At 50.1% G+C, this 23,314-nt stretch carries 22 protein-coding genes; 12 read left to right on the top strand and 10 right to left on the bottom strand.

Annotated elements, in window-relative coordinates:
• The first annotated feature begins 116 nt into the window (after positions 1 to 116).
• Complete coding sequence (clcB, locus tag FFT88_RS17625; RefSeq protein WP_135405925.1) at positions 117 to 1,409, top strand: voltage-gated ClC-type chloride channel ClcB; 1,293 nt, start codon at positions 117 to 119, stop codon at positions 1,407 to 1,409.
• Here the strand turns inward: clcB and bioD are convergent.
• The 3 genes from bioD to FFT88_RS17610 form a co-directional block, all read right to left on the bottom strand.
• Positions 1,362 to 2,057 carry a dethiobiotin synthase gene (bioD, locus tag FFT88_RS17620; RefSeq protein ID WP_130209293.1) on the bottom strand — a complete coding sequence of 232 codons (696 nt, stop codon included), beginning with the start codon at positions 2,055 to 2,057 and terminating at the stop codon, positions 1,362 to 1,364. The genes clcB and bioD overlap by 48 nt on opposite strands.
• Before the next feature lie 125 nt (positions 2,058 to 2,182).
• Positions 2,183 to 3,403, bottom strand: coding sequence for a sugar metabolism global transcriptional regulator Mlc (mlc, locus tag FFT88_RS17615; RefSeq protein WP_130219069.1), 1,221 nt, complete (start codon positions 3,401 to 3,403; stop codon positions 2,183 to 2,185).
• Positions 3,404 to 3,537: 134 nt separating this feature from the next.
• On the bottom strand, positions 3,538 to 4,431 hold the full coding sequence (locus tag FFT88_RS17610; RefSeq protein WP_130209297.1) for a LysR family transcriptional regulator: 894 nt from the start codon (positions 4,429 to 4,431) through the stop codon (positions 3,538 to 3,540).
• A 106-nt stretch (positions 4,432 to 4,537) separates the two neighbouring features.
• On the opposite strand from FFT88_RS17610, the gene FFT88_RS17605 reads away from it, so the two are divergent.
• The 4 genes from FFT88_RS17605 to FFT88_RS17590 all read left to right on the top strand — a co-directional run bounded on the left by FFT88_RS17605 (position 4,538) and on the right by FFT88_RS17590 (position 7,610).
• Positions 4,538 to 5,791: an MFS transporter gene (locus FFT88_RS17605; RefSeq protein ID WP_135405880.1), complete on the top strand. Its 1,254-nt coding sequence runs from the start codon at positions 4,538 to 4,540 to the stop codon at positions 5,789 to 5,791.
• A 413-nt stretch (positions 5,792 to 6,204) separates the two neighbouring features.
• Positions 6,205 to 6,513, top strand: coding sequence for an acid resistance repetitive basic protein Asr (gene asr / locus FFT88_RS17600; RefSeq protein ID WP_214678558.1), 309 nt, complete (start codon positions 6,205 to 6,207; stop codon positions 6,511 to 6,513).
• 92 nt (positions 6,514 to 6,605) lie between these two features.
• Positions 6,606 to 6,689, top strand: a complete 84-nt coding sequence (locus tag FFT88_RS17595) for a hypothetical protein (protein WP_000233091.1) — start codon at positions 6,606 to 6,608, stop codon at positions 6,687 to 6,689.
• A 99-nt stretch (positions 6,690 to 6,788) separates the two neighbouring features.
• Positions 6,789 to 7,610: a serine protease gene (locus tag FFT88_RS17590; RefSeq protein ID WP_130209303.1), complete on the top strand. Its 822-nt coding sequence runs from the start codon at positions 6,789 to 6,791 to the stop codon at positions 7,608 to 7,610.
• A gap of 38 nt (positions 7,611 to 7,648) precedes the next feature.
• Here FFT88_RS17590 and mdtI read toward each other — a convergent pair whose 3' ends face one another.
• Both mdtI and mdtJ read right to left on the bottom strand, forming a co-directional pair.
• Positions 7,649 to 7,978, bottom strand: coding sequence for a multidrug/spermidine efflux SMR transporter subunit MdtI (mdtI, locus tag FFT88_RS17585; protein WP_130219061.1), 330 nt, complete (start codon positions 7,976 to 7,978; stop codon positions 7,649 to 7,651).
• Positions 7,965 to 8,330 carry a multidrug/spermidine efflux SMR transporter subunit MdtJ gene (gene mdtJ, locus FFT88_RS17580; protein ID WP_130209307.1) on the bottom strand — a complete coding sequence of 122 codons (366 nt, stop codon included), beginning with the start codon at positions 8,328 to 8,330 and terminating at the stop codon, positions 7,965 to 7,967. The genes mdtI and mdtJ overlap by 14 nt, the downstream gene beginning before the upstream one ends.
• Positions 8,331 to 8,736: 406 nt before the next feature.
• On the opposite strand from mdtJ, the gene tqsA reads away from it, so the two are divergent.
• Entirely contained in the window at positions 8,737 to 9,771 is a 1,035-nt protein-coding gene (tqsA, locus tag FFT88_RS17570; RefSeq protein WP_135385943.1) for an AI-2 transporter TqsA, read from the top strand.
• A gap of 24 nt (positions 9,772 to 9,795) precedes the next feature.
• Here the strand turns inward: tqsA and pntB are convergent, their stop codons facing one another.
• Together pntB and pntA are read right to left on the bottom strand one after the other, a co-directional pair.
• The gene (gene pntB / locus FFT88_RS17565) at positions 9,796 to 11,184 is read right to left on the bottom strand and encodes a Re/Si-specific NAD(P)(+) transhydrogenase subunit beta (RefSeq protein ID WP_135405879.1); all 1,389 of its coding nucleotides are present in this window, start codon (positions 11,182 to 11,184) and stop codon (positions 9,796 to 9,798) included.
• 10 nt (positions 11,185 to 11,194) lie between these two features.
• Entirely contained in the window at positions 11,195 to 12,727 is a 1,533-nt protein-coding gene (gene pntA / locus FFT88_RS17560; protein ID WP_135385941.1) for a Re/Si-specific NAD(P)(+) transhydrogenase subunit alpha, read from the bottom strand.
• Between the two features lie 522 nt (positions 12,728 to 13,249).
• Here pntA and ydgH point away from each other — a divergent pair.
• The 3 genes from ydgH to folM all read left to right on the top strand — a co-directional run bounded on the left by ydgH (position 13,250) and on the right by folM (position 16,525).
• Positions 13,250 to 14,194: a DUF1471 family protein YdgH gene (gene ydgH, locus FFT88_RS17555; protein WP_130209317.1), complete on the top strand. Its 945-nt coding sequence runs from the start codon at positions 13,250 to 13,252 to the stop codon at positions 14,192 to 14,194.
• A gap of 188 nt (positions 14,195 to 14,382) precedes the next feature.
• Positions 14,383 to 15,765 (top strand): amino acid permease, encoded by a 1,383-nt coding sequence (locus FFT88_RS17550; RefSeq protein ID WP_135405878.1) that lies wholly within the window; start codon positions 14,383 to 14,385, stop codon positions 15,763 to 15,765.
• Positions 15,766 to 15,802: 37 nt separating this feature from the next.
• Complete coding sequence (gene folM / locus FFT88_RS17545; RefSeq protein ID WP_135405877.1) at positions 15,803 to 16,525, top strand: dihydromonapterin reductase; 723 nt, start codon at positions 15,803 to 15,805, stop codon at positions 16,523 to 16,525.
• Here the strand turns inward: folM and FFT88_RS17540 are convergent.
• Positions 16,522 to 16,857, bottom strand: a complete 336-nt coding sequence (locus FFT88_RS17540; RefSeq protein WP_130209323.1) for a GlpM family protein — start codon at positions 16,855 to 16,857, stop codon at positions 16,522 to 16,524. The two genes, folM and FFT88_RS17540, sit on opposite strands and share 4 nt — an antisense overlap.
• A 127-nt stretch (positions 16,858 to 16,984) precedes the next feature.
• Here FFT88_RS17540 and rstA point away from each other — a divergent pair, with 127 nt between their 5' ends.
• The 3 genes from rstA (at position 16,985) to tus (ending at position 20,013) form a co-directional block, all read left to right on the top strand.
• A complete protein-coding gene (gene rstA, locus FFT88_RS17535) occupies positions 16,985 to 17,704 on the top strand; it encodes a two-component system response regulator RstA (RefSeq protein WP_135405876.1) in 720 nt (239 codons plus the stop codon).
• A gap of 3 nt (positions 17,705 to 17,707) precedes the next feature.
• Positions 17,708 to 19,009: a two-component system sensor histidine kinase RstB gene (gene rstB / locus FFT88_RS17530; protein ID WP_130260602.1), complete on the top strand. Its 1,302-nt coding sequence runs from the start codon at positions 17,708 to 17,710 to the stop codon at positions 19,007 to 19,009.
• Between the two features lie 74 nt (positions 19,010 to 19,083).
• On the top strand, positions 19,084 to 20,013 hold the full coding sequence (tus, locus tag FFT88_RS17525; protein WP_130219049.1) for a DNA replication terminus site-binding protein: 930 nt from the start codon (positions 19,084 to 19,086) through the stop codon (positions 20,011 to 20,013).
• Here tus and fumC read toward each other — a convergent pair.
• On the bottom strand, positions 20,010 to 21,413 hold the full coding sequence (gene fumC, locus FFT88_RS17520; RefSeq protein ID WP_135405875.1) for a class II fumarate hydratase: 1,404 nt from the start codon (positions 21,411 to 21,413) through the stop codon (positions 20,010 to 20,012). The genes tus and fumC overlap by 4 nt on opposite strands.
• Positions 21,414 to 21,552: 139 nt before the next feature.
• The gene (gene fumB / locus FFT88_RS17515; RefSeq protein WP_130209333.1) at positions 21,553 to 23,199 is read right to left on the bottom strand and encodes a class I fumarate hydratase; all 1,647 of its coding nucleotides are present in this window, start codon (positions 23,197 to 23,199) and stop codon (positions 21,553 to 21,555) included.
• Positions 23,200 to 23,314: the final 115 nt, after the last annotated feature.

Raw genomic sequence — 23,314 nt, 5'->3', positions numbered from 1 at the left:
CATATTAAATAAGTTACAGTGTCACACCATTTCCCCACTTAAAGCACGTACAGCTTTTGCGCCTGACGTCTTTTCCCGCAAAATAGATGCCCGTGTTTAAATTGCCATTTTTACTCATGCATCATCTACACCTTTACCCGGATCTGCGCACCCTGTTTCGTCGTCTGCTTATCGCAACGATAATCGGTATTCTCGCGGCGTTTGCCGTTGCCGGATTCCGTCATGCCATGCTGTTGCTGGAGTGGTTGTTCCTGAGCAATGATTCCGGGAGTCTGGTCAATGCTGCGACAAACCTTTCTCCGTGGCGACGCTTGTTAACTCCTGCGCTCGGCGGTCTGGCGGCAGGTTTATTGCTCATGGGCTGGCAGAGAGTTACGCAGCAACGACCCCATGCGCCGACCGATTATATGGAAGCGTTGCAGAGCGAGGGGCAGTTCGATTACGCAGCAAGCCTGGTAAAATCACTTGCCTCTCTGCTGGTGGTGACCAGCGGTAGCGCAATTGGCCGTGAAGGCGCGATGATTCTGCTGGCGGCTCTTGCTGCATGCTGGTTTGCCCAACGTTTTACGCCGCGTGAAGAGTGGAAATTATGGATTGCCTGCGGTGCTGCGGCAGGCATGGCTGCAGCCTATCGCGCACCGCTTGCCGGGAGTTTATTTATTGCCGAAGTGCTGTTTGGCACCATGATGCTGGCCTCTCTTGGCCCAGTGGTGATTTCAGCCGTGGTGGCATTGCTTGTCAGCAATCTTATTAATCACAGCGATGCATTGCTCTACAGCGTTCAGCTCGAGGTGATGCTGCATGTGCAGGACTATGCGCTAATTATCAGTACCGGCGTGCTGGCTGGTCTTTGCGGACCATTACTGTTGAAAATGATGAGCGCCAGTCATCAAGGTTTTGTTCACCTAAAACTGACGCCGCCCTGGCAGTTGGCGTTAGGGGGGTTGATCGTCGGCCTGCTTTCCCTGCTCACGCCTGCCGTATGGGGCAATGGTTATAGTACGGTGCAATCCTTTTTAACCACCCCACCACTGTTTACGGTCATTGCTGCGATCTTCATCTGCAAACTTTTTGCCGTGCTGGCCAGTAGCGGTTCCGGCGCGCCTGGCGGCGTGTTTACGCCAACGCTATTTATCGGGCTTGCAATTGGCATGCTGTATGGACGTAGCCTGGGGTTATGGCTTCCAGGCGGCGAAGAAATGACGCTTTTACTCGGACTAACAGGGATGGCAACACTGCTGGCTGCGACCACGCATGCGCCAATTATGTCAACATTGATGATATGTGAAATGACCGGGGAGTATCAGCTACTCCCCGGTTTATTGATTGCCTGCGTGATCGCGTCGGTAATGTCGCGGACCTTACACCCTGACTCTATCTACCGACAGCACACTACGCAGCATGGCTAAGCGGATGTATTGACCCAGTTCTCGCTGTTCAGCTCGGGGCAGATAAGGCAGTTCACCAATGAGCGGTGCCGGGAGTTTTTTACCCAGCACATCAATGATTTCAGCATAATGCGCTAACCCAGGGTTAATACGATTAGCCACCCAGCCAATGAGCGGCAGACCGTCGTTCGCAATCGCTTGTGCGGTCAGAAGCGCATGGTTAATACAGCCTTCCTGAATGCCCACCACCATCAACACCGGTAGCTGCTCCTGGACCACCCATTCAGAGAGCGGACGCAGATCATTCATCAGGCTGCGCCATCCGCCAGTCCCCTCAACGACAACATGATCAACTTTGTCGGTCAGGTTAGCCAGACCATTTGAAATGAGCGTGTAATTGATTGGACAACTGTGCGCCACGCTACTTTCTTCTTCGCTTAACGCAATGGGATTGACTGCTTCATAAGGCAGTTCAATTGATGAAACACTCTGCAACACCAGGGCATCTTTATTACGCAGCCCCTCAGGTGTCTCTTTGCTCCCCTTCGCTACGGGTTTGTATCCCGCAACCGTTTTTCCCTGGGAGGCTAACGCTTGTAGCAATGCGCGGGAAACCACCGTTTTCCCTACAGAAGTGTCTGTACCTGTTATAAAGAAACGCTTCAGCATCACTAACTCCACCGTTATGCTTCACTAATATAAGCCAGGAAAATAATTCAACGTGGAAAGTCTAAGTTATGCTTTCTGCACTCAATTTGAGATAGCGCAAATTTTGGTAGAACAGTTAAAAAATGTTAACCCTGCAACAGACGAATCAGCAAAGATCCATTATATAGCGCATCTTTTACCAGCGCGGCCCCTGCCATTGTCCCCTGATTGGTGAACTGAGTGCTCTCAACGCTAATATGCTGGCTGTATGCTGGAAGCGCCTGCTGGCGGATGCTGTCAGAAATCACAGGGAACAGAATATTTGCCGCTTTGCTTAACGGCGAGCCAATCAGTATTTTTTGTGGGTTAAATAAATTCACCATGATGGCCAGAATGCGCCCAACATGCGCGCCTACGCCAGTGATAATATCCTTTGCCAGCAAGTCACCCTGCAACGCCGCATGGCATAATGAATCCACGCTCAAAGGCTGCCCGTGCAACATCGAACTCATTGACTGATTAAGGCGTAATTGCGCCAGTTCGAGGATGCTGTCCACACTGGCGATGGTTTCCAGACAACCGTGGTTACCGCAATAACAGCGTTTACCATACGGATCCACCTGGGTATGACCAATTTCTACAAGGCTACTGCTTCCGGCATGTAACAAGTGACCGTCGGTAATCACGCCCGCGCCAACATTGTGATCAATTACCACCTGAATCACATCGCGCGCCCCGCGAGAGGCTCCAAATAATGCCTCGGCCATCGTCCATGCACTAATATCATGCTGAATGTAAACCGGTACACCTGTGTGCTGCTCCAGCGCTTCGCCGAGCGGCATCTCTTTCACATCCTCGTAAAACGGCATCCGGTGCACAATACCATTTTCCGTATCAATAATTCCCGGCAAAGTAATGGCGATGGATGTCAGGCGTTCGAGTTTTTTCTGATGACGGATAAAAAACTGATCAATATGCGCAATGATACGTTCCAGCAAAGGCAATTCATCCTGAAGCGCCAGCTCCAGTGTCTCTTCCACCACCAGCTTGCTGCTTAAATCACGCAGGGCAAGAAAAATTAAACCACGACTGATGCGCAGAGAAAGATAATGCCAGGCTTCTGTTTCCACCACCAACCCCACCGCAGGGCGGCCACGGTTTCCCCCTTCTTTAATTTCTAACTCTTGCACCAGGTGCGCTTCTAGCATTTCGCGGACAATTTTGGTGATACTGGCGGGAGCCAGTTGCGCCATGCGGGAAAGGTCGATTCGCGAAATGGGACCAAGCTGATCAATCAGGCGATAAACAGCACCCGCGTTGGTCTGCTTTATTTGATCAATATGTCCAGGCTGGTTTTCTGCAACCACCTTATACTCCCTATATTTTCGCGCTCCGAAATAATCTGTAGGCTATGGTGAAACACTTCAATGCGTGCCGTCAAATTTTTACTTAGCCATGTGATTAACAGCACACTTTTCGGGTTTTTTAGCTGAATTTTACCTCACCTGAGAGCATTCAGCAGCTGAATACGAAAGTTTCGCGCTGCCGGACTTTGTTCATGATGCGTCGGCCAGACCAACCACATTTCAGAAACCGCATCTTCTTCAGCAATAGGTATCCAACGCATTTCATTAAGCTGAACACGCTTAAATGAGGCGGGCAAAATCGAAACGCCCAAACCGGCAGACACAAGGCCAATGATGGTCATCGCCTCGCCCACTTCCTGGGTAATAACCGGTGTAAGATTGTAGCGTCGCATCAGGCCAAGAATGTCATCATAAAGCCCTGTCCCGACGTGAGGATCAAAGAAAACAAACGGCTCTTTTGCCAGTTCCGCCAACGTAACTACAGATTTACCGGCTAACGGATGATCGTGCGGAATCATCGCCATAAGCGGTTCATGCACAATTACCGCATGGTTCAACGTCTCCGGCAGCAAAGTATTGCGTAACAGTCCCATATCGAGCGTTCCTTCGATAAGGGGCGCAATTTGCTCGCGGGTATTCATCTCGCGCGTCTGCAAATGGACATCAGGAAATTCGCGGCGAAATAACGATAAGGTATCTGACACTGCGCGAATGAATGGCGCCGATGAGGTAAAACCAATGCGTAATTCTCCCGCCTCCCCCTGATGCAGTCGTTCTGCCCGCGCTGCGGCATCGTCTACCAGAGAAAGAATTTGACGACTATCGGCAAGAAATTGCTTGCCTGCAGCGGTGAGCGCAACGCTTCGATTGGTCCTGGCCAGCAGGCGCGCGCCAATTTGTTGCTCCAACGCCTGAATCTGTTGGCTTAGTGGCGGTTGAGAAATATTCAGGCGCGCAGCAGCTCGACCAAAATGCAATTCTTCTGCAACAGCGATGAAGTAACGTAGGTGACGCAATTCAATATTCATATTTCATACATATTATTTGAGACTATTAATATATTAGACATAACAATTCGATTTTCCTACTCTATTCCAGAGCTAACACAACGCGCATATTTAGTAAGGATTTCAAGTGAGTCGTACCACAACTGTTGATGGTGCTCCGGCAAGCGCCACTGACAAGCAAAACGTTTCCCAGCCAAACCTGTTCATCAAACGCGGTACGCCGCAATTTATGCGCGTGACCCTGGCGCTTTTTTCTGCCGGACTGGCAACCTTCGCACTTCTCTATTGTGTGCAACCTATCCTTCCGGTTCTTTCGCAGGAGTTTGGCTTAACACCCGCAAACAGTAGTATTTCACTGTCCATTTCAACGGCAATGTTGGCTATCGGATTGCTGTTTACTGGCCCGCTTTCCGATGCCATTGGTCGCAAGCCAGTGATGGTTACGGCGCTGTTATTGGCCTCCATCTGCACGTTACTTTCGACGATGATGACCAGCTGGCACGGCATTTTGGTGATGCGCGCCTTGATTGGCCTTTCATTAAGCGGCGTGGCTGCGGTGGGCATGACCTACCTTAGCGAAGAGATCCACCCGAGTTTTGTCGCCTTTTCGATGGGGTTGTACATCAGCGGTAACTCGATTGGCGGCATGAGCGGACGCTTAATTAGCGGTGTTTTCACCGATTTCTTCAGCTGGCGAATTGCACTGGCAGCGATTGGCTGTTTCGCACTGGCCTCGGCGTTAATGTTCTGGAAAATTCTTCCAGAATCTCGCCATTTCCGCCCCTCCTCACTGCGCCCTAAAACATTGTTCATCAACTTCCGTCTGCACTGGCGCGACCAGGGATTGCCTTTATTATTCGCAGAAGGTTTTTTGCTGATGGGCTCATTCGTCACCCAGTTTAATTATATTGGCTATCGCTTGATGCTTTCCCCGTGGCATGTCAGCCAGGCGGTGGTGGGTTTATTATCGCTGGCCTATTTGACCGGTACCTGGAGTTCACCAAAAGCCGGAACCATGACCACCCGCTTCGGACGCGGTCCGGTGATGCTGTCTTCGACAGGTGTCATGCTTGTTGGCTTGTTAATGACATTGTTCAGTTCGATATGGCTGATTTTTGCCGGGATGTTGCTCTTCTCCGCCGGATTCTTTGCTGCTCACTCGGTCGCCAGCAGCTGGATTGGCCCCCGTGCTAAACGCGCCAAAGGCCAGGCTTCCTCGCTGTATCTGTTCAGTTACTACGTGGGTTCAAGTATTGCCGGAACATTAGGTGGGGTCTTCTGGCATAACTACGGCTGGAACGGCGTTGGCGCTTTTATTGCGTCGATGCTGGTGGTCGCGATTATAGTGGGTACACGTTTGCACTATCGATTGCACGCCTGAAAAAATAAGCCCGGGCTAAGTAAAATACCCACCCGGGCTTATTGTCTGCTCAACTCAACGTTAATAACCATCCTAAAATAGACGAAGCGCCAGCCAATTCCCGCAGCGCATCTAATGTCATCAGGATAATAAATACCCAAATTAGCGGATTCATTTACTGTGTGTCATTTATTGATGATGCAAAGTAATTCTACCGTTTTGGGAGTAGAGAAATAGTAAACTCGATCAAGACTACTGATATTAGTAGGGAATTTACCTTAAGTCGCATCGCGTTATTATTTACCAATTTACTTTGTACATATCGTTACATGCCGAAACCAACCACTCACGGAAGCCTCTCATTACCCGAGATATAGTCATTACATCGGCCCCGTAGTGGGGTTGCATAAAAAAACCAAATTGAGGGTATGACAATGAAAAAAGTATTAGCTCTGGTTGTTGCCGCTGCGATGAGTCTCTCTTCTGCCGCTTTTGCCGCAGAGACTGCGACCACACCTGCCCCTGCAACTACTGCCACCAAAGCTGCACCTGCAAAAACCATGCATCATAAAAAACAGCATAAAGCAGCACCTGCCCAAAAAGCGCAGGCGGCTAAAAAGCATCATAAAAAAGCGAAAACCGAACAGAAAGCTCCGGAACAAAAAGCACAAGCCGCGAAAAAACACACCAAGAAACACAGCCATCAGCAACCTGCAAAACCAGCTGCCCAACCAGCAGCTTAAGTTTTCAGCAGCAATAATGGCGCGCCCCCTCGCGCCTGAAAATTACGGCGCTAGACGGATAACGTTTAGCGCCGCCTTAAGCGGAGGGTACTATGGTGGGCCGTTATCGCTTTGAGTTCATTCTTATCATCCTTATTTTATGTGCATTGATTGCCACTCGCTTTTATCTTTTCTGATCGTAGTTATCTGATTTGACTCCCACTTTAATCCCGTCCCAGCTATAGTATTTATGAGGGTTTGCTTTTAATAATCATAATTACCCACCAGAGTGTGATATGCGTACAACCATTGCTGTAGTACTGGGTGCAATTAGTTTGACATCTGCATTGGTATTTGCAGATAAACCTGACAGTCCTGAATCGGCTAATGATGAAGTCAGCACCCTTTTTTTTGGTCATGATGATCGAGTGCCAGTAATTAACACGACCCAATCTCCGTGGGATGCGGTTGGGCAACTGGAGACTGCCAGTGGAAATCTCTGCACGGCCACCCTGATTGCGCCCAATCTCGCATTAACGGCGGGTCACTGTTTATTAACGCCGCCAAAAGGCAAACCAGACAAAGCAATTGCGCTGCGTTTTGTGTCGAATAAGGGGCTATGGCGCTATGAGATCCACAACATTGAAGGCCGCGTTGATCCGACATTAGGTAAACGGTTAAAGGCTAATGGAGATGGCTGGATTGTCCCGCCTGCTGCCGCGCCGTGGGATTTTGGTTTGATTGTGCTGCGCAATCCGCCTTCTGGCATTACACCCTTACCACTTTTCGAGGGAGACAAAGCAGCACTCACCGCCGCATTAAAAACGGCAGGTCGTAAAGTGACCCAGGCAGGCTATCCCGAGGATCACCTGGATACGTTGTACAGTCATAAAAATTGCGAAGTGACTGGCTGGGCGCAAACGTCGGTGATGTCGCATCAGTGCGATACCCTGCCGGGTGACAGCGGTTCGCCGCTAATGCTGCATACTGATGACGGCTGGCAGTTGATTGGCGTGCAAAGTTCGGCGCCTGCGGCTAAGGATCGCTGGCGGGCTGATAACCGGGCTATCTCTGTTACCGGCTTTCGCGACAAACTGGAAGAGTTATCCCGGCAATAGCGTTTAAATGCTGCCCGAAAATACGGGCAGCATAAACATCAGGCGAGTTTCACCATGATCATTCCGGCTAACAACAGGACCAGACCAACCCAGCCTTTGCGGTTTAACCGCTGACCAAACAGGACCCAACCGGCTGCTAATGTGGCGACAATACCAAACCCACCCCACAGCGCATACGCCACTGACAAGTCGATCCCTTTCACTGCCTGGGATAGTGCACTAAAAGCAGCAAGTACCGCCGCCAGCGACAGCAAGCCATAGACTTTACGGCGAAAGCCATCAGAAAATTTCAAAAAGACGTTAGCAATAATTTCCAGCACTATCGCCAGTGCCAACCAGGCGGCGTGAATCCATTCAAACTGAGCCATGATTCTGCTCCAGCGTAGATTTACGCACTTTACGTGTACCCGATTTGATCAATACAATCCCGGCAACCAGAGTTGTTAACCCGACAATTTTCATCAGCGATAAACTTTCATCAAATAACAGAACGCTAAACAGCGTAATAAATAAAATACCGATACCTTCCCACAGCGCATAGGCTACCCCTAACGCGATTTTTTTAACGGCGAAAGAGAGAAGTATATATGACAGAGAAATCATCACCAGCATTAAAATAAACCCGCTGTTTCCATCACTGACGCTAGCCCATTTCATAGATAACGTGCCGGTAATTTCTGTGGCGATAGCCAGACCTAATAAAATCCAATAAAAATACATTACCCTTCTCCTGCAAGAGAATTATTTTAATATTCGCTTAATTCAGCGAAAGTAAAGTGGTCAAGCCCAGCGCATAGCGCAAGCTTTGGCAGAAGAAAGGACTAAAGCGCGTTGCGCCAGTGCTGCTCACCTGCGAGCAAGATAGTGGATGAGGTACGAAGATGGGTAAATGTAGAAAATAACGTCCTGAACAAATTGTCCATAAAATTACAATTATCCGCAGTGTTGCTTCTCGTCATCGCGGATGATAATTGTCCTCGGTAGTTGAACACGTCTGATTTGTATCATAGCTTAAGAATTAACTCAAAACATTTTCACTTCTTTACCTGAGTGGTTTGATTTTCGTTATAATGCCGCAGCAAAAAAGAAAATATTATTAGCGAAGGAAGAAAAAACGAGGATAAACATGGCAAAGCCGATCATCACGCTCAATGGCTTAAAAATCGTCATTATGCTGGGAATGCTGGTCATTATTCTGTGCGGTATCCGGTTTGCCGCCGATATCATCGTCCCCTTTATCCTCTCTCTATTTATCGCGGTAATTCTTAACCCGCTGGTACAACGCATGGTTCGCTGGCGAGTGCCGCGCGTACTGGCGGTGTCAATTTTGATGACCATTATCGTGATGGCGATGGTGTTAATGCTGGCCTATCTCGGTTCAACACTCAATGAACTGACCCGCACTTTGCCACAGTATCGCAGCTCAATCATAAAACCCCTGCAGGCTCTGGAACCTTTATTACAGCGCGTGGGGATTGATGTCTCAGTTGACCAACTGGCGCATTACATTGATCCGAACTCGGCAATGACGTTGCTCACCAACTTACTGACTCAGTTATCTAATGCCATGTCGTCAATATTTTTATTGTTGCTGACGGTGTTGTTTATGCTGCTCGAAGTGCCGCAACTGCCCGGTAAACTCCAGCAAATGATGGCGCGTCCAGTTGAAGGGATGGCGGCAATTCAGCGCGCGATTGACAGTGTGTCGCATTACCTGGTACTAAAAACCGCTATCAGCATCATCACCGGACTGGTCGCCTGGGCGATGCTCGCTGCACTGGATGTTCGCTTTGCTTTTGTCTGGGGATTGCTGGCCTTTGCGCTTAATTACATACCCAATATTGGTTCAGTTCTGGCAGCGATTCCCCCTATCGCTCAGGTACTGGTGTTTAATGGTTTCTACGAGGCGTTACTTGTACTGGCGGGATATCTGCTGATTAATTTGGTCTTCGGCAATATTCTGGAGCCACGCATTATGGGCCGCGGGTTAGGACTTTCCACACTGGTGGTTTTTTTGTCATTAATTTTTTGGGGATGGTTGTTAGGCCCCGTGGGAATGCTGCTTTCTGTGCCGTTGACGATTATTGTCAAAATTGCACTTGAGCAAACGGCGGGAGGCCAAAGCATCGCCGTTCTGTTAAGCGATCTCAATAAAGAGTGACGGCCTCCGTAGAGGCCGTCAGGGTTACAGTGATTTCAGGATTGCATCCACGCTGGCTTTGGCGTCACCAAACAGCATGTGGGTGTTCTCCTTGAAGAACAGCGGGTTTTGCACGCCAGCATAGCCGGTGTTCATCGAGCGTTTAAAGACAATCACGTTCTGCGCTTTCCACACTTCCAAAACAGGCATGCCAGCAATCGGGCTCTTCGGATCGTCCTGTGCCGCCGGGTTAACCGTATCGTTGGCACCAATCACCAGTACGGTATCGGTATCAGCGAAGTCATCGTTGATTTCGTCCATTTCCAGCACGATGTCATACGGTACTTTCGCTTCCGCCAGCAACACGTTCATATGCCCAGGCAAACGGCCCGCAACCGGGTGAATCCCGAAACGCACATTGATACCACGGGCACGCAATTTCTCGGTGATTTCTGCCACCGGATATTGTGCCTGCGCGACCGCCATACCGTAGCCAGGGGTGATGATCACCGAGTGCGAATTTTTCAGCAATTCTGCCGTCTCTTCCGCAGTGATTTCGCGGTGCTCGCCCACTTCCTGATCATCGCCGGTAGAGGAACCATCAGTGCCGAAACCGCCCGCAATGACGCTGATAAAGGAACGGTTCATCGCCTTACACATAATGTAAGAAAGAATCGCGCCCGACGAACCGACCAGCGCACCGGTCACAATCAGCAGGTCATTACTGAGCATAAAGCCCGCCGCTGCCGCCGCCCAACCGGAGTAGGAGTTCAGCATCGATACCACCACTGGCATATCTGCACCACCGATGGAAGCCACCAAATGCCAACCGAAGACCAGCGCTATAGCGGTCATTATCAGTAATGCCAGCACCTGCAAGCCAACACTATCGGTACGAACAAACACCATCAACAGCAGGAAGGAAACGACCAATGCAGCCAGGTTCATTTTATGGCGGTTTGGCAGCATCAACGGTTTAGACGAAATCTTTCCGCACAGCTTACCGAACGCCACAACCGAACCGGTAAAGGTTACCGCACCAATAAAGATGCCAAGGAACACTTCCGTCAGGTGAATATTGGCCAGAATCGGTGCCATTCCCGCGTCATGATGCAGATAGCTGTTAAAGCCAACCAGCACCGCCGCCAGCCCCACGAAGCTATGCAGGATCGCCACCAGTTCCGGCATTTCAGTCATTTCGACTTTCTTCGCCAGACGGATACCAATCGCGCCACCAATGACCATCGCAACCAGGATCCAGCCAACATTGCCAGTATCCGGCCCGAAGATGGTTGCAATTAACGCAATCGCCATCCCGGCGATACCGAAGTTGTTACCACGGCGAGACGTTTCATGTTTAGAAAGCCCGGCCAGACTGAAGATAAACAGGATCGCGGCAACAATGTATGCAGCTGTAACTAATCCTCCAGACATATGTTACCCCTTAGTTTTTGCGAAACATTTTCAGCATGCGCTGAGTCACGGTAAAGCCACCGAAAATATTAATGCTGGCGATAAGCACCGCGATAAAACTAAGGAAGCTAACCCAGCCGCCCTGGCCAATCTGCAATAGAGCTCCGACAACAATAATCCCTGAAATCGCGTTAGTAACCGACATCAGCGGCGTATGCAACGCGTGGGAGACATTCCACACCACGTAATAACCTACCACGCAGGCCAGCGCGAAAACGGTAAAGTGCCCGAGGAATTCTTTCGGTGCTACGCTTGCCAACCAGCCGAAAAGGATGATTGCCAGCGCCATCAGCGCATATTTACGCCACGGTGAGCAGGCACATTTTTCTTCGGTTTTAACATCAGGTGCCGCTTTCTGTGCTGCCTGCGGTTGGACTGAAACCTGAATCGGCGGCGCCGGCCAGGTAATTTCGCCAGAACGGATCACGGTCACGCCGCGAATCACCACATCATCAAAATCAACCGTGATATTGCCGTCTTTCTCTTTGCACAACAGTTTCAGCAGATTGACAAGGTTGGTGCCGTAAAGCTGTGAGGATTGCGTCGGCAGGCGACCAGGAAGATCGGTGTAGCCAATCACTTTGACGCCATTCTCCGTGGTGAAGATTTCACCCGGCACGGTGTATTCACAGTTACCACCGTTTTGGGATGCCAGGTCGACAATCACACTACCCGACTTCATAGAATCAACCATTTCACGGGTAATCAGTTTCGGTGCTGGTTTGCCTGGAATAAGCGCAGTGGTCACAATGATATCGACCTCTTTTGCCTGGGCGGCAAAGAGTTCCATTTCTGCTTTGATGAACGCTTCCGACATCACTTTGGCGTAACCATCGCCGCTACCTGCTTCCTCTTTAAAATCCAGCTCGAGGAACTCCGCGCCCATACTTTGAACTTGTTCTTTCACTTCCGGGCGGGTATCGAATGCACGCACAATTGCGCCGAGGCTGTTAGCTGCGCCAATGGCGGCCAGACCAGCAACACCCGCACCAATCACCATCACTTTTGCTGGCGGCACTTTACCTGCTGCGGTGATTTGCCCGGTAAAGAAACGCCCAAATTCATGCGCCGCTTCAACAATGGCGCGATAGCCGGCGATATTCGCCATCGAACTTAACGCATCAAGCGATTGCGCGCGAGAAATGCGTGGTACAGAGTCCATCGCCATCACCGTCACGTTACGCTCCGCGAGTTTTTGCATTAACTCCGGATTCTGCGCGGGCCAGATGAAGCTCACCAGCGTGGTTCCCGGATTGAGTAACGCAATTTCATCATCTAACGGCGCATTGACCTTCAGAATGATCTCTGACTGCCAGACGTTATTCCCTTCTACAATTTCGGCGCCCGCTTGCACAAACGCTTTATCGTCAAAACTAGCCAGTTGACCTGCGCCGCTCTCTACCGCGACGGTAAAACCTAGTTTCAGCAACTGCTCCACTGTTTTTGGCGTTGCTGCAACACGGGTTTCATTGGTTAACCGTTCTCTTGGTATGCCAATTCGCATGATATTCCCTTCCATCGGTTTTATTGATGATGGTTTGCCTGTGTTTTTGATACACAAGCCGCTCATGTACGAGCTAAATGTTACTCCGTTAAAATAAATTAGTAACAAACGCCTATAACGTACTGAAAATAATGCCTGTGATCTAGCGTCAAAAATCAGTATTTCGGCGTGAACTCGCAAAATATTAACGATTCAGCCTTGATAGCGGGATAAACACCATAGAACACAGGATAATGGGCGATAATTGTCTTTGATAATCAGGTAAAACATGAGATATCACCGACGCCAGCCACCGGTTAACATTAAATTAACTTATACAATTCAGCCAGTTCAGTCATTCTTCTGTTATTGTGGCTATTTTTTAAGCACGGACGCTCATTCGATCAGATTTAAAATCAAATCAAGAAGTCTGATATGAAAAAATCACGCAGACAGTTACACACTTTAAATGCAATAATCAGCCACGTTTCTCGTTAATAACAATACCAGTACCTGGTTTGCGCAAGGCGAAGGATTATTTTTATGAAGCTTAAGAACACCCTCCTGGCGTCGGCACTGCTTTCTGCTACGGCATTTTCCGTTAACGCAGCAACAGAACTGACACCGGAGCAAGCGGCAGCGGTTAAACCTTTTGACCGTGTAGTGGTTACCGGTCGTTTTAATGCCATTGGCGAAGCGGTTAAAGCCGTTTCCCGTCGCGCTGATAAAGAAGGCGCCGCCTCTTTTTATGTTGTCGACACTTCAGATTTCGGTAACAGCGGTAACTGGCGTGTAGTTGCCGATCTTTATAAAGCCGATGCTGAAAAAGCAGAAGCTGATAAGAATCGCGTTTTTAATGGCGTTATTGAACTGCCTAAAGACCAGGCTGTTTTGATCGAACCGTATGACACCGTTACCGTCCAGGGCTTCTTCCGCAGCCAACCGGAAGTGAACGATGCCATCACCAAAGCAGCAAAAGCGAAAGGTGCCTACTCTTACTACATCGTTCGCCAGATAGATGCCAACCAGGGCGGCAACCAGCGTATTACTGCGTTCATCTACAAACAAGATGCTAAAAAACGCATCGTCCAGAGCCCGGATGTGATCCCTGCGGATTCTGATGCTGGTCGCGCGGCACTGGCCGCAGGTGGCGAAGCCGCGAAGAAAGTTGAAATCCCGGGCGTTGCCACCACTGCATCACCAAGTGCTGAAGTTGGTCGTTTCTTTGAAACTCAGTCCTCAAAAGGCGGACGTTACACTGTCACGCTTCCTGACGGCACCAAAGTAGAAGAATTAAACAAAGCGACCGCAGCAATGATGGTTCCGTTCGATAGCATTAAGTTCTCGGGTAACTACGGCAACATGACCGAAGTCTCCTACCAGGTTGCTAAACGTGCCGCGAAGAAAGGTGCTAAGTATTACCACATTACCCGCCAGTGGCAGGAACGTGGTAACAACCTGACCATCAGTGCAGACCTGTATAAATAAATAACTATTCAGTATCACATTAAGGCGGCTTTATGCCGCCTTTCAGATTTTTAGCTACAAATTTTCCCGCAACCATTGCATGCCGCCACTTCTCTTCGTAAAATCCCGCGCTTTAGTGGCATTCACCATTTTTATGCGTTTTGCCCTAATATTTATTCTTCTGAACACGTTTTAAACACTGGATATCGATGGAAAAGAAACTGGGACTGAGCGCACTCACCGCGCTGGTATTAAGCTCAATGCTGGGCGCGGGTGTTTTCAGTCTGCCGCAAAATATGGCGGCGGTTGCCAGCCCGGCAGCACTGCTCATCGGCTGGGGTATTACTGGCGCTGGCATCTTATTGCTGGCCTTTGCCATGCTGATCCTGACACGCATTCGTCCCGACCTTGACGGCGGTATTTTTACCTATGCACGGGAAGGGTTTGGCGAGTTAATCGGCTTCTGCTCCGCATGGGGATACTGGCTATGTGCGGTTATCGCCAACGTCTCTTATTTGGTTATCGTCTTTTCCGCATTAAGTTTCTTCACCGATACGCCGGAACTACGCCTGTTTGGCGATGGTAACACCTGGCAATCGATCGTCGGTGCATCGGCATTGTTGTGGATTGTTCACTTTTTGATCCTGCGCGGCGTACAAACCGCCGCCAGCATTAACCTGGTGGCGACACTGGCAAAATTATTGCCGCTTGGTTTGTTTATTGTGCTGGCGATGATGATGTTCAAACTGGACACCTTCAAGCTCGACTTTACAGGCCTTGCGCTTGGCGTGCCGGTATGGGAACAGGTGAAAAACACCATGCTAATCACACTGTGGGTATTCATTGGTGTGGAAGGTGCGGTGGTTGTTTCTTCACGGGCGCGGAATAAACATGATGTTGGCAAAGCAACGCTTCTGGCGGTGCTTTCTGCACTGGGCGTTTATTTATTAGTCACGCTGCTTTCGATGGGGGTGGTTGCTCGTCCTGAACTGGCTGAGATTCGTAACCCGTCTATGGCCGGTCTGATGGTGAAAATGATGGGGCCGTGGGGCGAGATTATCATCGCTGCCGGATTGATCGTTTCTGTTTGTGGCGCGTATTTAAGCTGGACCATTATGGCGGCAGAAGTCCCCTTCCTGGCAGCTACCCATAAGGCATTCCCGCGTATTTTTGCGCGCCAGAATGCACAAGCAGCGCCGTCTGCCTCGCTGTGGCTGACCAACATCTGCGTGCAAATATGTCTGGTGCTGATTTGGCTGACTGGTTCCGATTACAACACGTTGCTGACCATCGCCTCAGAAATGATTCTGGTGCCCTATTTCCTGGTTGGCGCGTTCTTGTTGAAAATCGCTACTCGTCCGCTGCATAAAGCGGTAGGTGTCGGTGCCTGCATTTATGGCTTATGGTTATTATACGCTTCAGGCCCAATGCACCTGTTGTTGTCCGTCGTTCTGTATGCGCCAGGGCTGCTGGTTTTCCTGTACGCGCGTAAAACGCATACACATGATAATGTACTGAATCGTCAGGAAATGGTGCTGATTGGCATGCTGTTAATTGCCGCAGTTCCGGCAACCTGGATGCTGGTGGGATAACGTTCGTCCCATCGTATGCTTGCAAAGGAGATTAACGATGGGGAAAACCCAGCCCTTGCCAATATTAATCACTGGCGGAGGCCGTCGTATCGGCCTCGCTCTCGCCTGGCATTTCATTCATCAAAAGCAACCGGTGATTGTCAGCTATCGAACGCACTATCCTGCCATTGATGGACTGATTAATGCGGGTGCGCAGTGTATTCAGGCTGATTTTTCAACGAACGACGGCGTGATGGCGTTTGCCGATGAAGTGTTAAAAACCACCCACGGCCTGCGTGCCATTTTGCATAACGCCAGTGCGTGGATGGCAGAAAAACCAGGTACGCCACTGACTGATGTTCTGGCCTGCATGATGCAGATCCATGTTAATACCCCTTACCTGCTCAACCATGCGCTGGAAAGATTACTGCGCGGTCACGGACACGCTGCCAGCGATATCATTCACTTCACCGATTATGTGGTGGAGCGCGGAAGCGACAAACATATTGCCTATGCTGCAAGCAAAGCGGCACTGGATAATATGACCCGTTCGTTTGCCCGCAAATTGGCACCGGAAGTGAAAGTGAATTCTATTGCACCATCGCTGATCCTGTTTAACGAGCATGATGATGCCGAATATCGCCAACAGGCGCTGAATAAATCACTGATGAAAACCGCGCCTGGTGAGAAAGAAGTTATCGATCTTGTCGATTACTTACTCACCAGTTGCTTTGTAACCGGACGCAGTTTCCCGCTTGATGGCGGCCGTCATTTGCGTTAATGCAGCTTCATCCAGCAAATAATTAGCACCCATGCGCTTAACCCCCAGCACGCAACAGAACCCACAAAAGCAGCGGGCAAGCGCATGATTCCGGTGAAATACCACAACGACGCCAGATAAACAAAATAGGGAATAATCGACCACATACTGAAAACGATTGTGGCGCGCAAAGCTTCAATGCCGCGTTCACTGACAACAATATAATGCGCGATGAGCGCAAAAGTCGGGAAAAGCGGGATCAGCCCGGCGATATAGTAATTTTTCGTTTTTGCTAATACACCAATCAACACCACCACCAGCGCACCAAGCGCGGCTTTGATTACCAGCCCCATTTTTAACCTTAACACTTCCATAACAAGTTATCTGTAGAATACCCGATGCAACCTTGTTTAGAAACGATTGATAGTAAGTAAAATCAGCGCGGTGTATTGTGACGTTTTTATATCTGCCGTGAATAATATGAACACTATCGTATTTGTGGAAGATGACACAGAAGTCGGTTCACTGATTGCTGCGTACCTGGCAAAGCATGATATGCAGGTTACCGTGGAACCGCGCGGCGACCACGCCGAAGAGACAATTTTGCGGGAAAATCCGGATCTGGTGCTGCTCGATATCATGCTGCCTGGCAAAGACGGAATGTCCATCTGCCGCGATTTACGCGCAAAGTGGTCCGGGCCGATTGTTCTGCTGACCTCTCTCGATAGCGATATGAACCACATTCTGGCGCTGGAAATGGGCGCCTGCGACTATATTCTCAAAACAACGCCCCCCGCTGTTTTGCTAGCGCGTTTACGTTTGCATTTGCGTCAGAATGAGCAAGCCACAGTGACCAAAGGTATTCAGGAAACGTCTCTGACACCTTACAAACCATTGCATTTCGGTACGTTAACTATCGACCCCATCAACCGCGTAGTGACACTTGCTAACCATGAGATTTCACTCTCGACAGCTGATTTCGAATTATTGTGGGAATTAGCTACCCATGCCGGGCAAATCATGGACCGCGATGCATTGCTGAAAAATTTACGCGGCGTCAGTTATGACGGACTGGATCGTAGCGTGGACGTGGCTATTTCGCGGTTAAGAAAAAAACTGCTCGATAACGCCGCAGAACCTTATCGTATTAAAACCGTGCGTAACAAAGGCTATCTTTTTGCGCCTCATGCGTGGGAATAAGCGATGAAAAAACTGTTTATCCAGTTTTATCTTTTGCTGTTTGTCTGCTTTCTGGTGATGTCTCTGCTGGTTGGGCTGGTGTACAAATTTACCGCCGAACGTGCAGGCAAACAGTCGCTGGATGATTTGATGAACAGTTCGCTGTATCTGATGCGTAGCGAATTACGCGAGATCCCTCCACACGACTGGGGAAAAACGTTGAAGGAGATGGATTTAAATCTCTCTTTCGATCTGCGCGTCGAGCCGCTGAGTAAATATCATCTCGATAATAACGCCATGCACCGATTGCGTGGCGGAGAGATTGTTGCTCTGGATGATCAGTACACTTTTTTACAGCGTATCCCGCGCAGCCACTACGTGCTTGCCGTGGGTCCCGTTCCTTATCTTTATTTCCTCCATCAAATGCGTTTGCTGGATATCGTGCTGATCGCCTTTATTGCCATCTCCCTCGCCTTTCCGGTGTTTATCTGGATGCGTCCGCACTGGAAAGACATGTTAAAACTGGAAGCGGCAGCGCAACGATTCGGTGATGGGCATCTCAATGAACGTATTCACTTTGATGATGGTTCAAGCTTTGAACGACTTGGCGTGGCGTTTAACCAGATGGCGGACAATATCAACGCGTTGATTGCCAGTAAAAAGCAGCTTATCGATGGCATTGCCCATGAACTGCGAACGCCATTAGTGCGCCTGCGTTATCGGCTGGAGATGAGCGACAACCTGAACGCCATAGAGTCCCAGGCCTTGAATCGCGATATCAGTCAACTGGAAGCCTTAATTGAAGAACTGCTGACTTATGCCCGGCTCGATCGCCCACAAAATGAACTGCATCTTAGCGAACCAGACCTGCCGTTGTGGCTGTCAACACATCTGCAAGATATTCAGGCCGTGACCCCCGACAAAACGGTACGGATAAAAACGATCACGCCAGGTAATTACGCGGCACTGGATATGCGCTTAATGGAGCGCGTGCTGGATAACTTACTCAACAACGCCCTGCGCTACTGCCATTCAACCGTTGAAACCAGCCTGCTACTGGCAGGAAACAGAGCAACATTGATTGTTGAAGATGATGGTCCGGGAATTGCGGCAGAAAATCGCGAGCATATCTTTGAACCCTTTGTTCGCCTCGATCCCAGCCGGGACCGCGCAACTGGCGGCTGTGGGCTGGGGCTGGCGATTGTCCACTCCATCGCTCTGGCAATGGGCGGTACGGTCAATTGTGACACCAGCGAACTGGGGGGCGCCCGCTTCTCGTTCAGCTGGCCACTGTGGCACAACATCCCGCAATTCACTTCTGCCTGACACCAAACGCACGGTGGTTAAGTTGTCGTCAATGTGCTATAAATAAAGTATGTTGTAACTAAAGTGGTAATTTTATGGCCCGTTACGATCTTGTTGACCGACTCAATACGACTTTTCGCCAGATGGAACAAGAACTGGCAGCGTTTGCCGCTGAACTTGAACAGCACAAGTTGCTGGTTGCCCGCGTGTTCTCGTTACCGGAGGTCAAAAAGGAGGATGAGCATAATCCGCTTAATCGCATTGAGGTTAAGCAACATCTCGGGAAAGAAGCGCAGGCGCTGGCACTGCGCCATTTCCGCCATTTGTTTATTCAACAACAGTCCGAAAATCGCAGCAGCAAGGCGGCTGTTCGTTTGCCTGGCGTGTTGTGCTATCAGGTCGATAACCTTTCACAAACGGCGCTGGCAAGTCATATACAGCGCATCAACCAACTTAAAACCACTTTCGAGCATATCGTCACGGTTGAGTCAGAACTGCCTACGGCAGCGCGTTTTGAATGGGTACATCGTCATTTGCCGGGGCTGATTACCCTTAATGCTTATCGCACGCTCACCGTTCTGCACGACCCCGCCACTTTACGTTTTGGCTGGGCGAATAAACATATCATTAAAAATTTGCATCGTGATGAGGTGCTGGCGCAGTTGGAAAAGAGCCTGAAATCGCCACGTAGCGTTGCACCGTGGACGCGCGAGGAGTGGCAGGGAAAACTGGAACGCGAGTATCAGGATATTGCCGCCCTGCCACAGGACGCGAAGTTAAAAATCAAACGTCCGGTGAAGGTTCAGCCAATTGCCCGTGTCTGGTACAAGGGGGATCAAAAACAAGTTCAGCACGCCTGCCCGACACCGCTTATCGCGCTGATTAATCGGGATAATGGCGCAGGCATGCCAGACGTTGGTGAGCTGTTAAATTACGATGCCGACAATGTTCAGCATCGTTTTAAACCCCAGGCGCAGCCGCTTCGTTTGATCATTCCCCGGCTGCACCTGTATGTTGCAGATTAACGCCCTGCTTTCATACTGCCGACCATCTGTTCTGGTCGTACCCAGCTATCAAACTCGGCTTCGCTAAGATAACCCAGCGCAAGGGCGGCAGCTTTTAAGGTCAGCCCTTCTTTATGCGCTTTTTTGGCGATCTCCGCAGCTTTGTCATAGCCAATATGGGTGTTTAGCGCGGTCACCAGCATCAGCGATTCATTGAGTAATTGGTTGATACGCTCGCGATTTGGCTCTATTCCCACCGCGCAGTGTTTGTTAAAACTTTCCATACCATCTGCCAGCAAGCGCACCGATTGCAGGAAATTGTGGATCACCATCGGACGGAAGACGTTCAGTTCGAAGTTACCAGAAGCGCCGCCGATGTTGATTGCCACGTCATTCCCCATCACCTGGCAGCAAAGCATGGTTAATGCTTCACACTGCGTTGGGTTCACTTTTCCCGGCATGATTGAACTGCCCGGTTCGTTTTCCGGGATGGAGATTTCGCCAATGCCGCAACGCGGGCCAGAGGCCAGCCAGCGGACGTCATTGGCAATTTTCATCAGTGACGCCGCCAATCCTTTTAACGCACCGTGCGCCTGAACCAGCGCATCACAGGTCGCCAGTGCTTCAAATTTGTTCGGTGCGGTAACAAACGGCGCACAGGTAATGACCGAAAGCTCGTCCGCCACGCGACGGGCATACTCCGGATGGGTGTTCAGCCCCGTCCCTACTGCGGTCCCCCCCAGCGCCAGTTCCGCTACGTGAGGCAGGCTGTATTCGATATGTTTGAGGTTATGCTCCAGCATCGCTACCCAGCCGGAAATCTCCTGCCCTAAGGTCAGCGGCGTGGCGTCCTGCAAGTGGGTTCGACCGATTTTGACGATATCGGCAAATGCACGCGATTTTTCACTCAGCGTCTGTGTCAGGGTTTTAAGCTGCGGAATGAGTTGCTTGCGCAGCGCCAGCAGCGCTGCAACGTGCATCGCCGTCGGAAAGACATCGTTGGAACTTTGGCTTTTGTTCACGTCGTCGTTAGGGTGAACTTTACGTTCCATCCCGCGCACACCGCCGAGTAATTCACTGGCCCGGTTAGCCAGCACTTCGTTCATGTTCATGTTACTTTGCGTGCCGGAGCCGGTCTGCCAGATTGCCAGCGGGAATTCGTCGTCATGCAGCCCCGCCAGTACTTCATCCGCCGCCTGCCGAATGGCACTCGCTTTCTCTTCAGACAGCAAGCCTAAATCTTCATTAACTTTTGCCGCTGCGCGCTTGGTTAGCGCCAGCGCATGAATCAGTGAGGTTGGCATTTTCTCCGTCGAAATGCGGAAATGCTCCAGCGAGCGTTGAGTTTGTGCGCCCCACAGCTTATCTGCCGGGACATCGATCGCACCCATCGAATCTTTTTCGCTGCGTACTGTTTTCATGGCCTGCTCCTCACCTGATTAATTTTTTTCTTCTTTGCTTACGTTAAGCAACTTTTAGCTCACTCATTATTTACTATTTGATAACAAATGTTTGGTATTTCGTGCCATGTAAAAAAGCCGCCTCGAAGGGCGGCTCTGCTTATTTCACGCAGCGACTACACTGCGTGAGTTGTATCTGCTGGAAGAAGTCATTTCCTTTATCATCCACCAGGATAAACGCCGGGAAATCTTCCACTTCGATTTTCCAGATGGCTTCCATTCCCAGTTCCGGATATTCAACACATTCCAGACTCTTAATACTCCCCTGCGCCAGCACTGCCGCAGGCCCGCCGATACTGCCGAGATAGAAACCGCCATGTTTTTTACAGGCATCCGTCACCTGCTGGCTGCGGTTGCCTTTCGCCAGCATGATCATGCTGCCGCCCTGCGCTTGCAGTTGATCGACGTAAGAATCCATACGTCCGGCAGTCGTTGGGCCAAGAGAACCGGAGGCATAACCTTCCGGCGTTTTGGCCGGACCCGCGTAGTAAATTGGATGATCTTTAATGTACTGTGGCAGCCCTTCACCGTTATCCATCCGCTCTTTCAGTTTGGCATGAGCGATATCACGACCGACGATAATCGTGCCGTTAAGCGATAAGCGTGTAGAAACGGGATACTGCGACAACTGTGCGAGGATCTCTTTCATTGGACGGTTAAGGTCAACGCGTACCGCTTCGCCTTCTCCCGCTTTACGCAGTTCTTCAGGGATGTATTTGCCAGGATTATGTTCCAGTTTTTCGATCCAGATCCCCTGACGGTTAATCTTCGCTTTGATATTACGGTCAGCAGAACAGGAGACGCCCATACCAATCGGGCAGGATGCGCCGTGGCGTGGCAGGCGAATCACGCGAATGTCATGGGCGAAATATTTCCCGCCAAACTGCGCGCCCAGCCCGAGATTTTGCGCTTCAATCAGCAATTCGTTTTCCAGTTCCACATCGCGGAACGCCTGACCGTGCTCGTTCCCTTCCGTTGGCAGTTCGTCATAGTATTTAGCGGAAGCCAGTTTCACCGTTTTAAGGTTAGTTTCCGCAGAAGTTCCGCCAATAACGAACGCAATATGATACGGAGGACACGCCGCCGTACCCAGTGTGCGCATTTTCTCAACCAGGTAATTTTTCAGTTTCCCCGGCGTCAGTAACGCTTTGGTTTCCTGATAGAGATACGTCTTGTTTGCCGAACCACCACCTTTGGCGATACAGAGAAATTTGTACTCGTCGCCATCAACGGCATAAAGATCGATCTGCGCTGGCAAGTTGGTGCCGGTATTCACCTCTTTATACATATCCAGCGGCGCGTTTTGCGAGTAGCGCAGGTTATCTTCGATGTAAGTGTTATAGACACCGCGCGCCAGCGCCGCTTCGTCGCCACCACCGGTCCATACACGCTGTCCTTTTTTACCAACGATGATCGCGGTGCCGGTGTCCTGGCAGGTTGGCAGAACGCCTTTTGCGGCGATATCGGAGTTTCGCAGGAATTGCAGTGCCACATACTTGTCGTTTTCGCTGGCTTCCGGGTCACGCAAAATATCGGCTACCTGCTGTTGATGGGCCGGACGCAGCATGAATGACGCATCATGAAACGCCTGACGCGCCAGAAGAGTTAACGCTTCTGGTGCAACTTTCAAAATCTCCTGCCCTTCAAATTCAGATACGCTGACATGTTCGCTGGTCAGCAGGTAGTACTCGGTATCATCTTTTTTGAGTGGGAAAGGAGCCTGATAATGAAAGGGTTTGTTTGACATTGTTCTCTCACTTACTGCCTGGTTTGGTTATGCTTTGGGCGAGTGTTCCATTGCCCTGTTAAAAGCGAGTTACATTATCCTACACACTTTTTTAACAAAAACTGAGACTAGTACG

The organism is Escherichia sp. E4930 (genome assembly GCF_005845405.1).
Taxonomy (GTDB): Bacteria; Pseudomonadota; Gammaproteobacteria; order Enterobacterales; family Enterobacteriaceae; genus Escherichia.
The sequence above is the reverse complement of the archived record's forward strand: the minus strand, read 5'-3'. Positions and strand labels throughout refer to the sequence as shown.

Coding starts and splice junctions, on each gene's coding strand:
- clcB (WP_135405925.1), top strand. CDS start 117: ATGCATCATCTACACCTTTACCCGGATCTGCGCACCCTGTTTCGTCGT.
- bioD (WP_130209293.1), bottom strand. CDS start 2,057: ATGCTGAAGCGTTTCTTTATAACAGGTACAGACACTTCTGTAGGGAAA.
- FFT88_RS17610 (WP_130209297.1), bottom strand. CDS start 4,431: ATGAATATTGAATTGCGTCACCTACGTTACTTCATCGCTGTTGCAGAA.
- asr (WP_214678558.1), top strand. CDS start 6,205: ATGAAAAAAGTATTAGCTCTGGTTGTTGCCGCTGCGATGAGTCTCTCT.
- FFT88_RS17595 (WP_000233091.1), top strand. CDS start 6,606: ATGGTGGGCCGTTATCGCTTTGAGTTCATTCTTATCATCCTTATTTTA.
- FFT88_RS17590 (WP_130209303.1), top strand. CDS start 6,789: ATGCGTACAACCATTGCTGTAGTACTGGGTGCAATTAGTTTGACATCT.
- mdtI (WP_130219061.1), bottom strand. CDS start 7,978: ATGGCTCAGTTTGAATGGATTCACGCCGCCTGGTTGGCACTGGCGATA.
- mdtJ (WP_130209307.1), bottom strand. CDS start 8,330: ATGTATTTTTATTGGATTTTATTAGGTCTGGCTATCGCCACAGAAATT.
- tqsA (WP_135385943.1), top strand. CDS start 8,737: ATGGCAAAGCCGATCATCACGCTCAATGGCTTAAAAATCGTCATTATG.
- pntB (WP_135405879.1), bottom strand. CDS start 11,184: ATGTCTGGAGGATTAGTTACAGCTGCATACATTGTTGCCGCGATCCTG.
- pntA (WP_135385941.1), bottom strand. CDS start 12,727: ATGCGAATTGGCATACCAAGAGAACGGTTAACCAATGAAACCCGTGTT.
- ydgH (WP_130209317.1), top strand. CDS start 13,250: ATGAAGCTTAAGAACACCCTCCTGGCGTCGGCACTGCTTTCTGCTACG.
- FFT88_RS17550 (WP_135405878.1), top strand. CDS start 14,383: ATGGAAAAGAAACTGGGACTGAGCGCACTCACCGCGCTGGTATTAAGC.
- folM (WP_135405877.1), top strand. CDS start 15,803: ATGGGGAAAACCCAGCCCTTGCCAATATTAATCACTGGCGGAGGCCGT.
- FFT88_RS17540 (WP_130209323.1), bottom strand. CDS start 16,857: ATGGGGCTGGTAATCAAAGCCGCGCTTGGTGCGCTGGTGGTGGTGTTG.
- rstA (WP_135405876.1), top strand. CDS start 16,985: ATGAACACTATCGTATTTGTGGAAGATGACACAGAAGTCGGTTCACTG.
- rstB (WP_130260602.1), top strand. CDS start 17,708: ATGAAAAAACTGTTTATCCAGTTTTATCTTTTGCTGTTTGTCTGCTTT.
- tus (WP_130219049.1), top strand. CDS start 19,084: ATGGCCCGTTACGATCTTGTTGACCGACTCAATACGACTTTTCGCCAG.
- fumC (WP_135405875.1), bottom strand. CDS start 21,413: ATGAAAACAGTACGCAGCGAAAAAGATTCGATGGGTGCGATCGATGTC.
- fumB (WP_130209333.1), bottom strand. CDS start 23,199: ATGTCAAACAAACCCTTTCATTATCAGGCTCCTTTCCCACTCAAAAAA.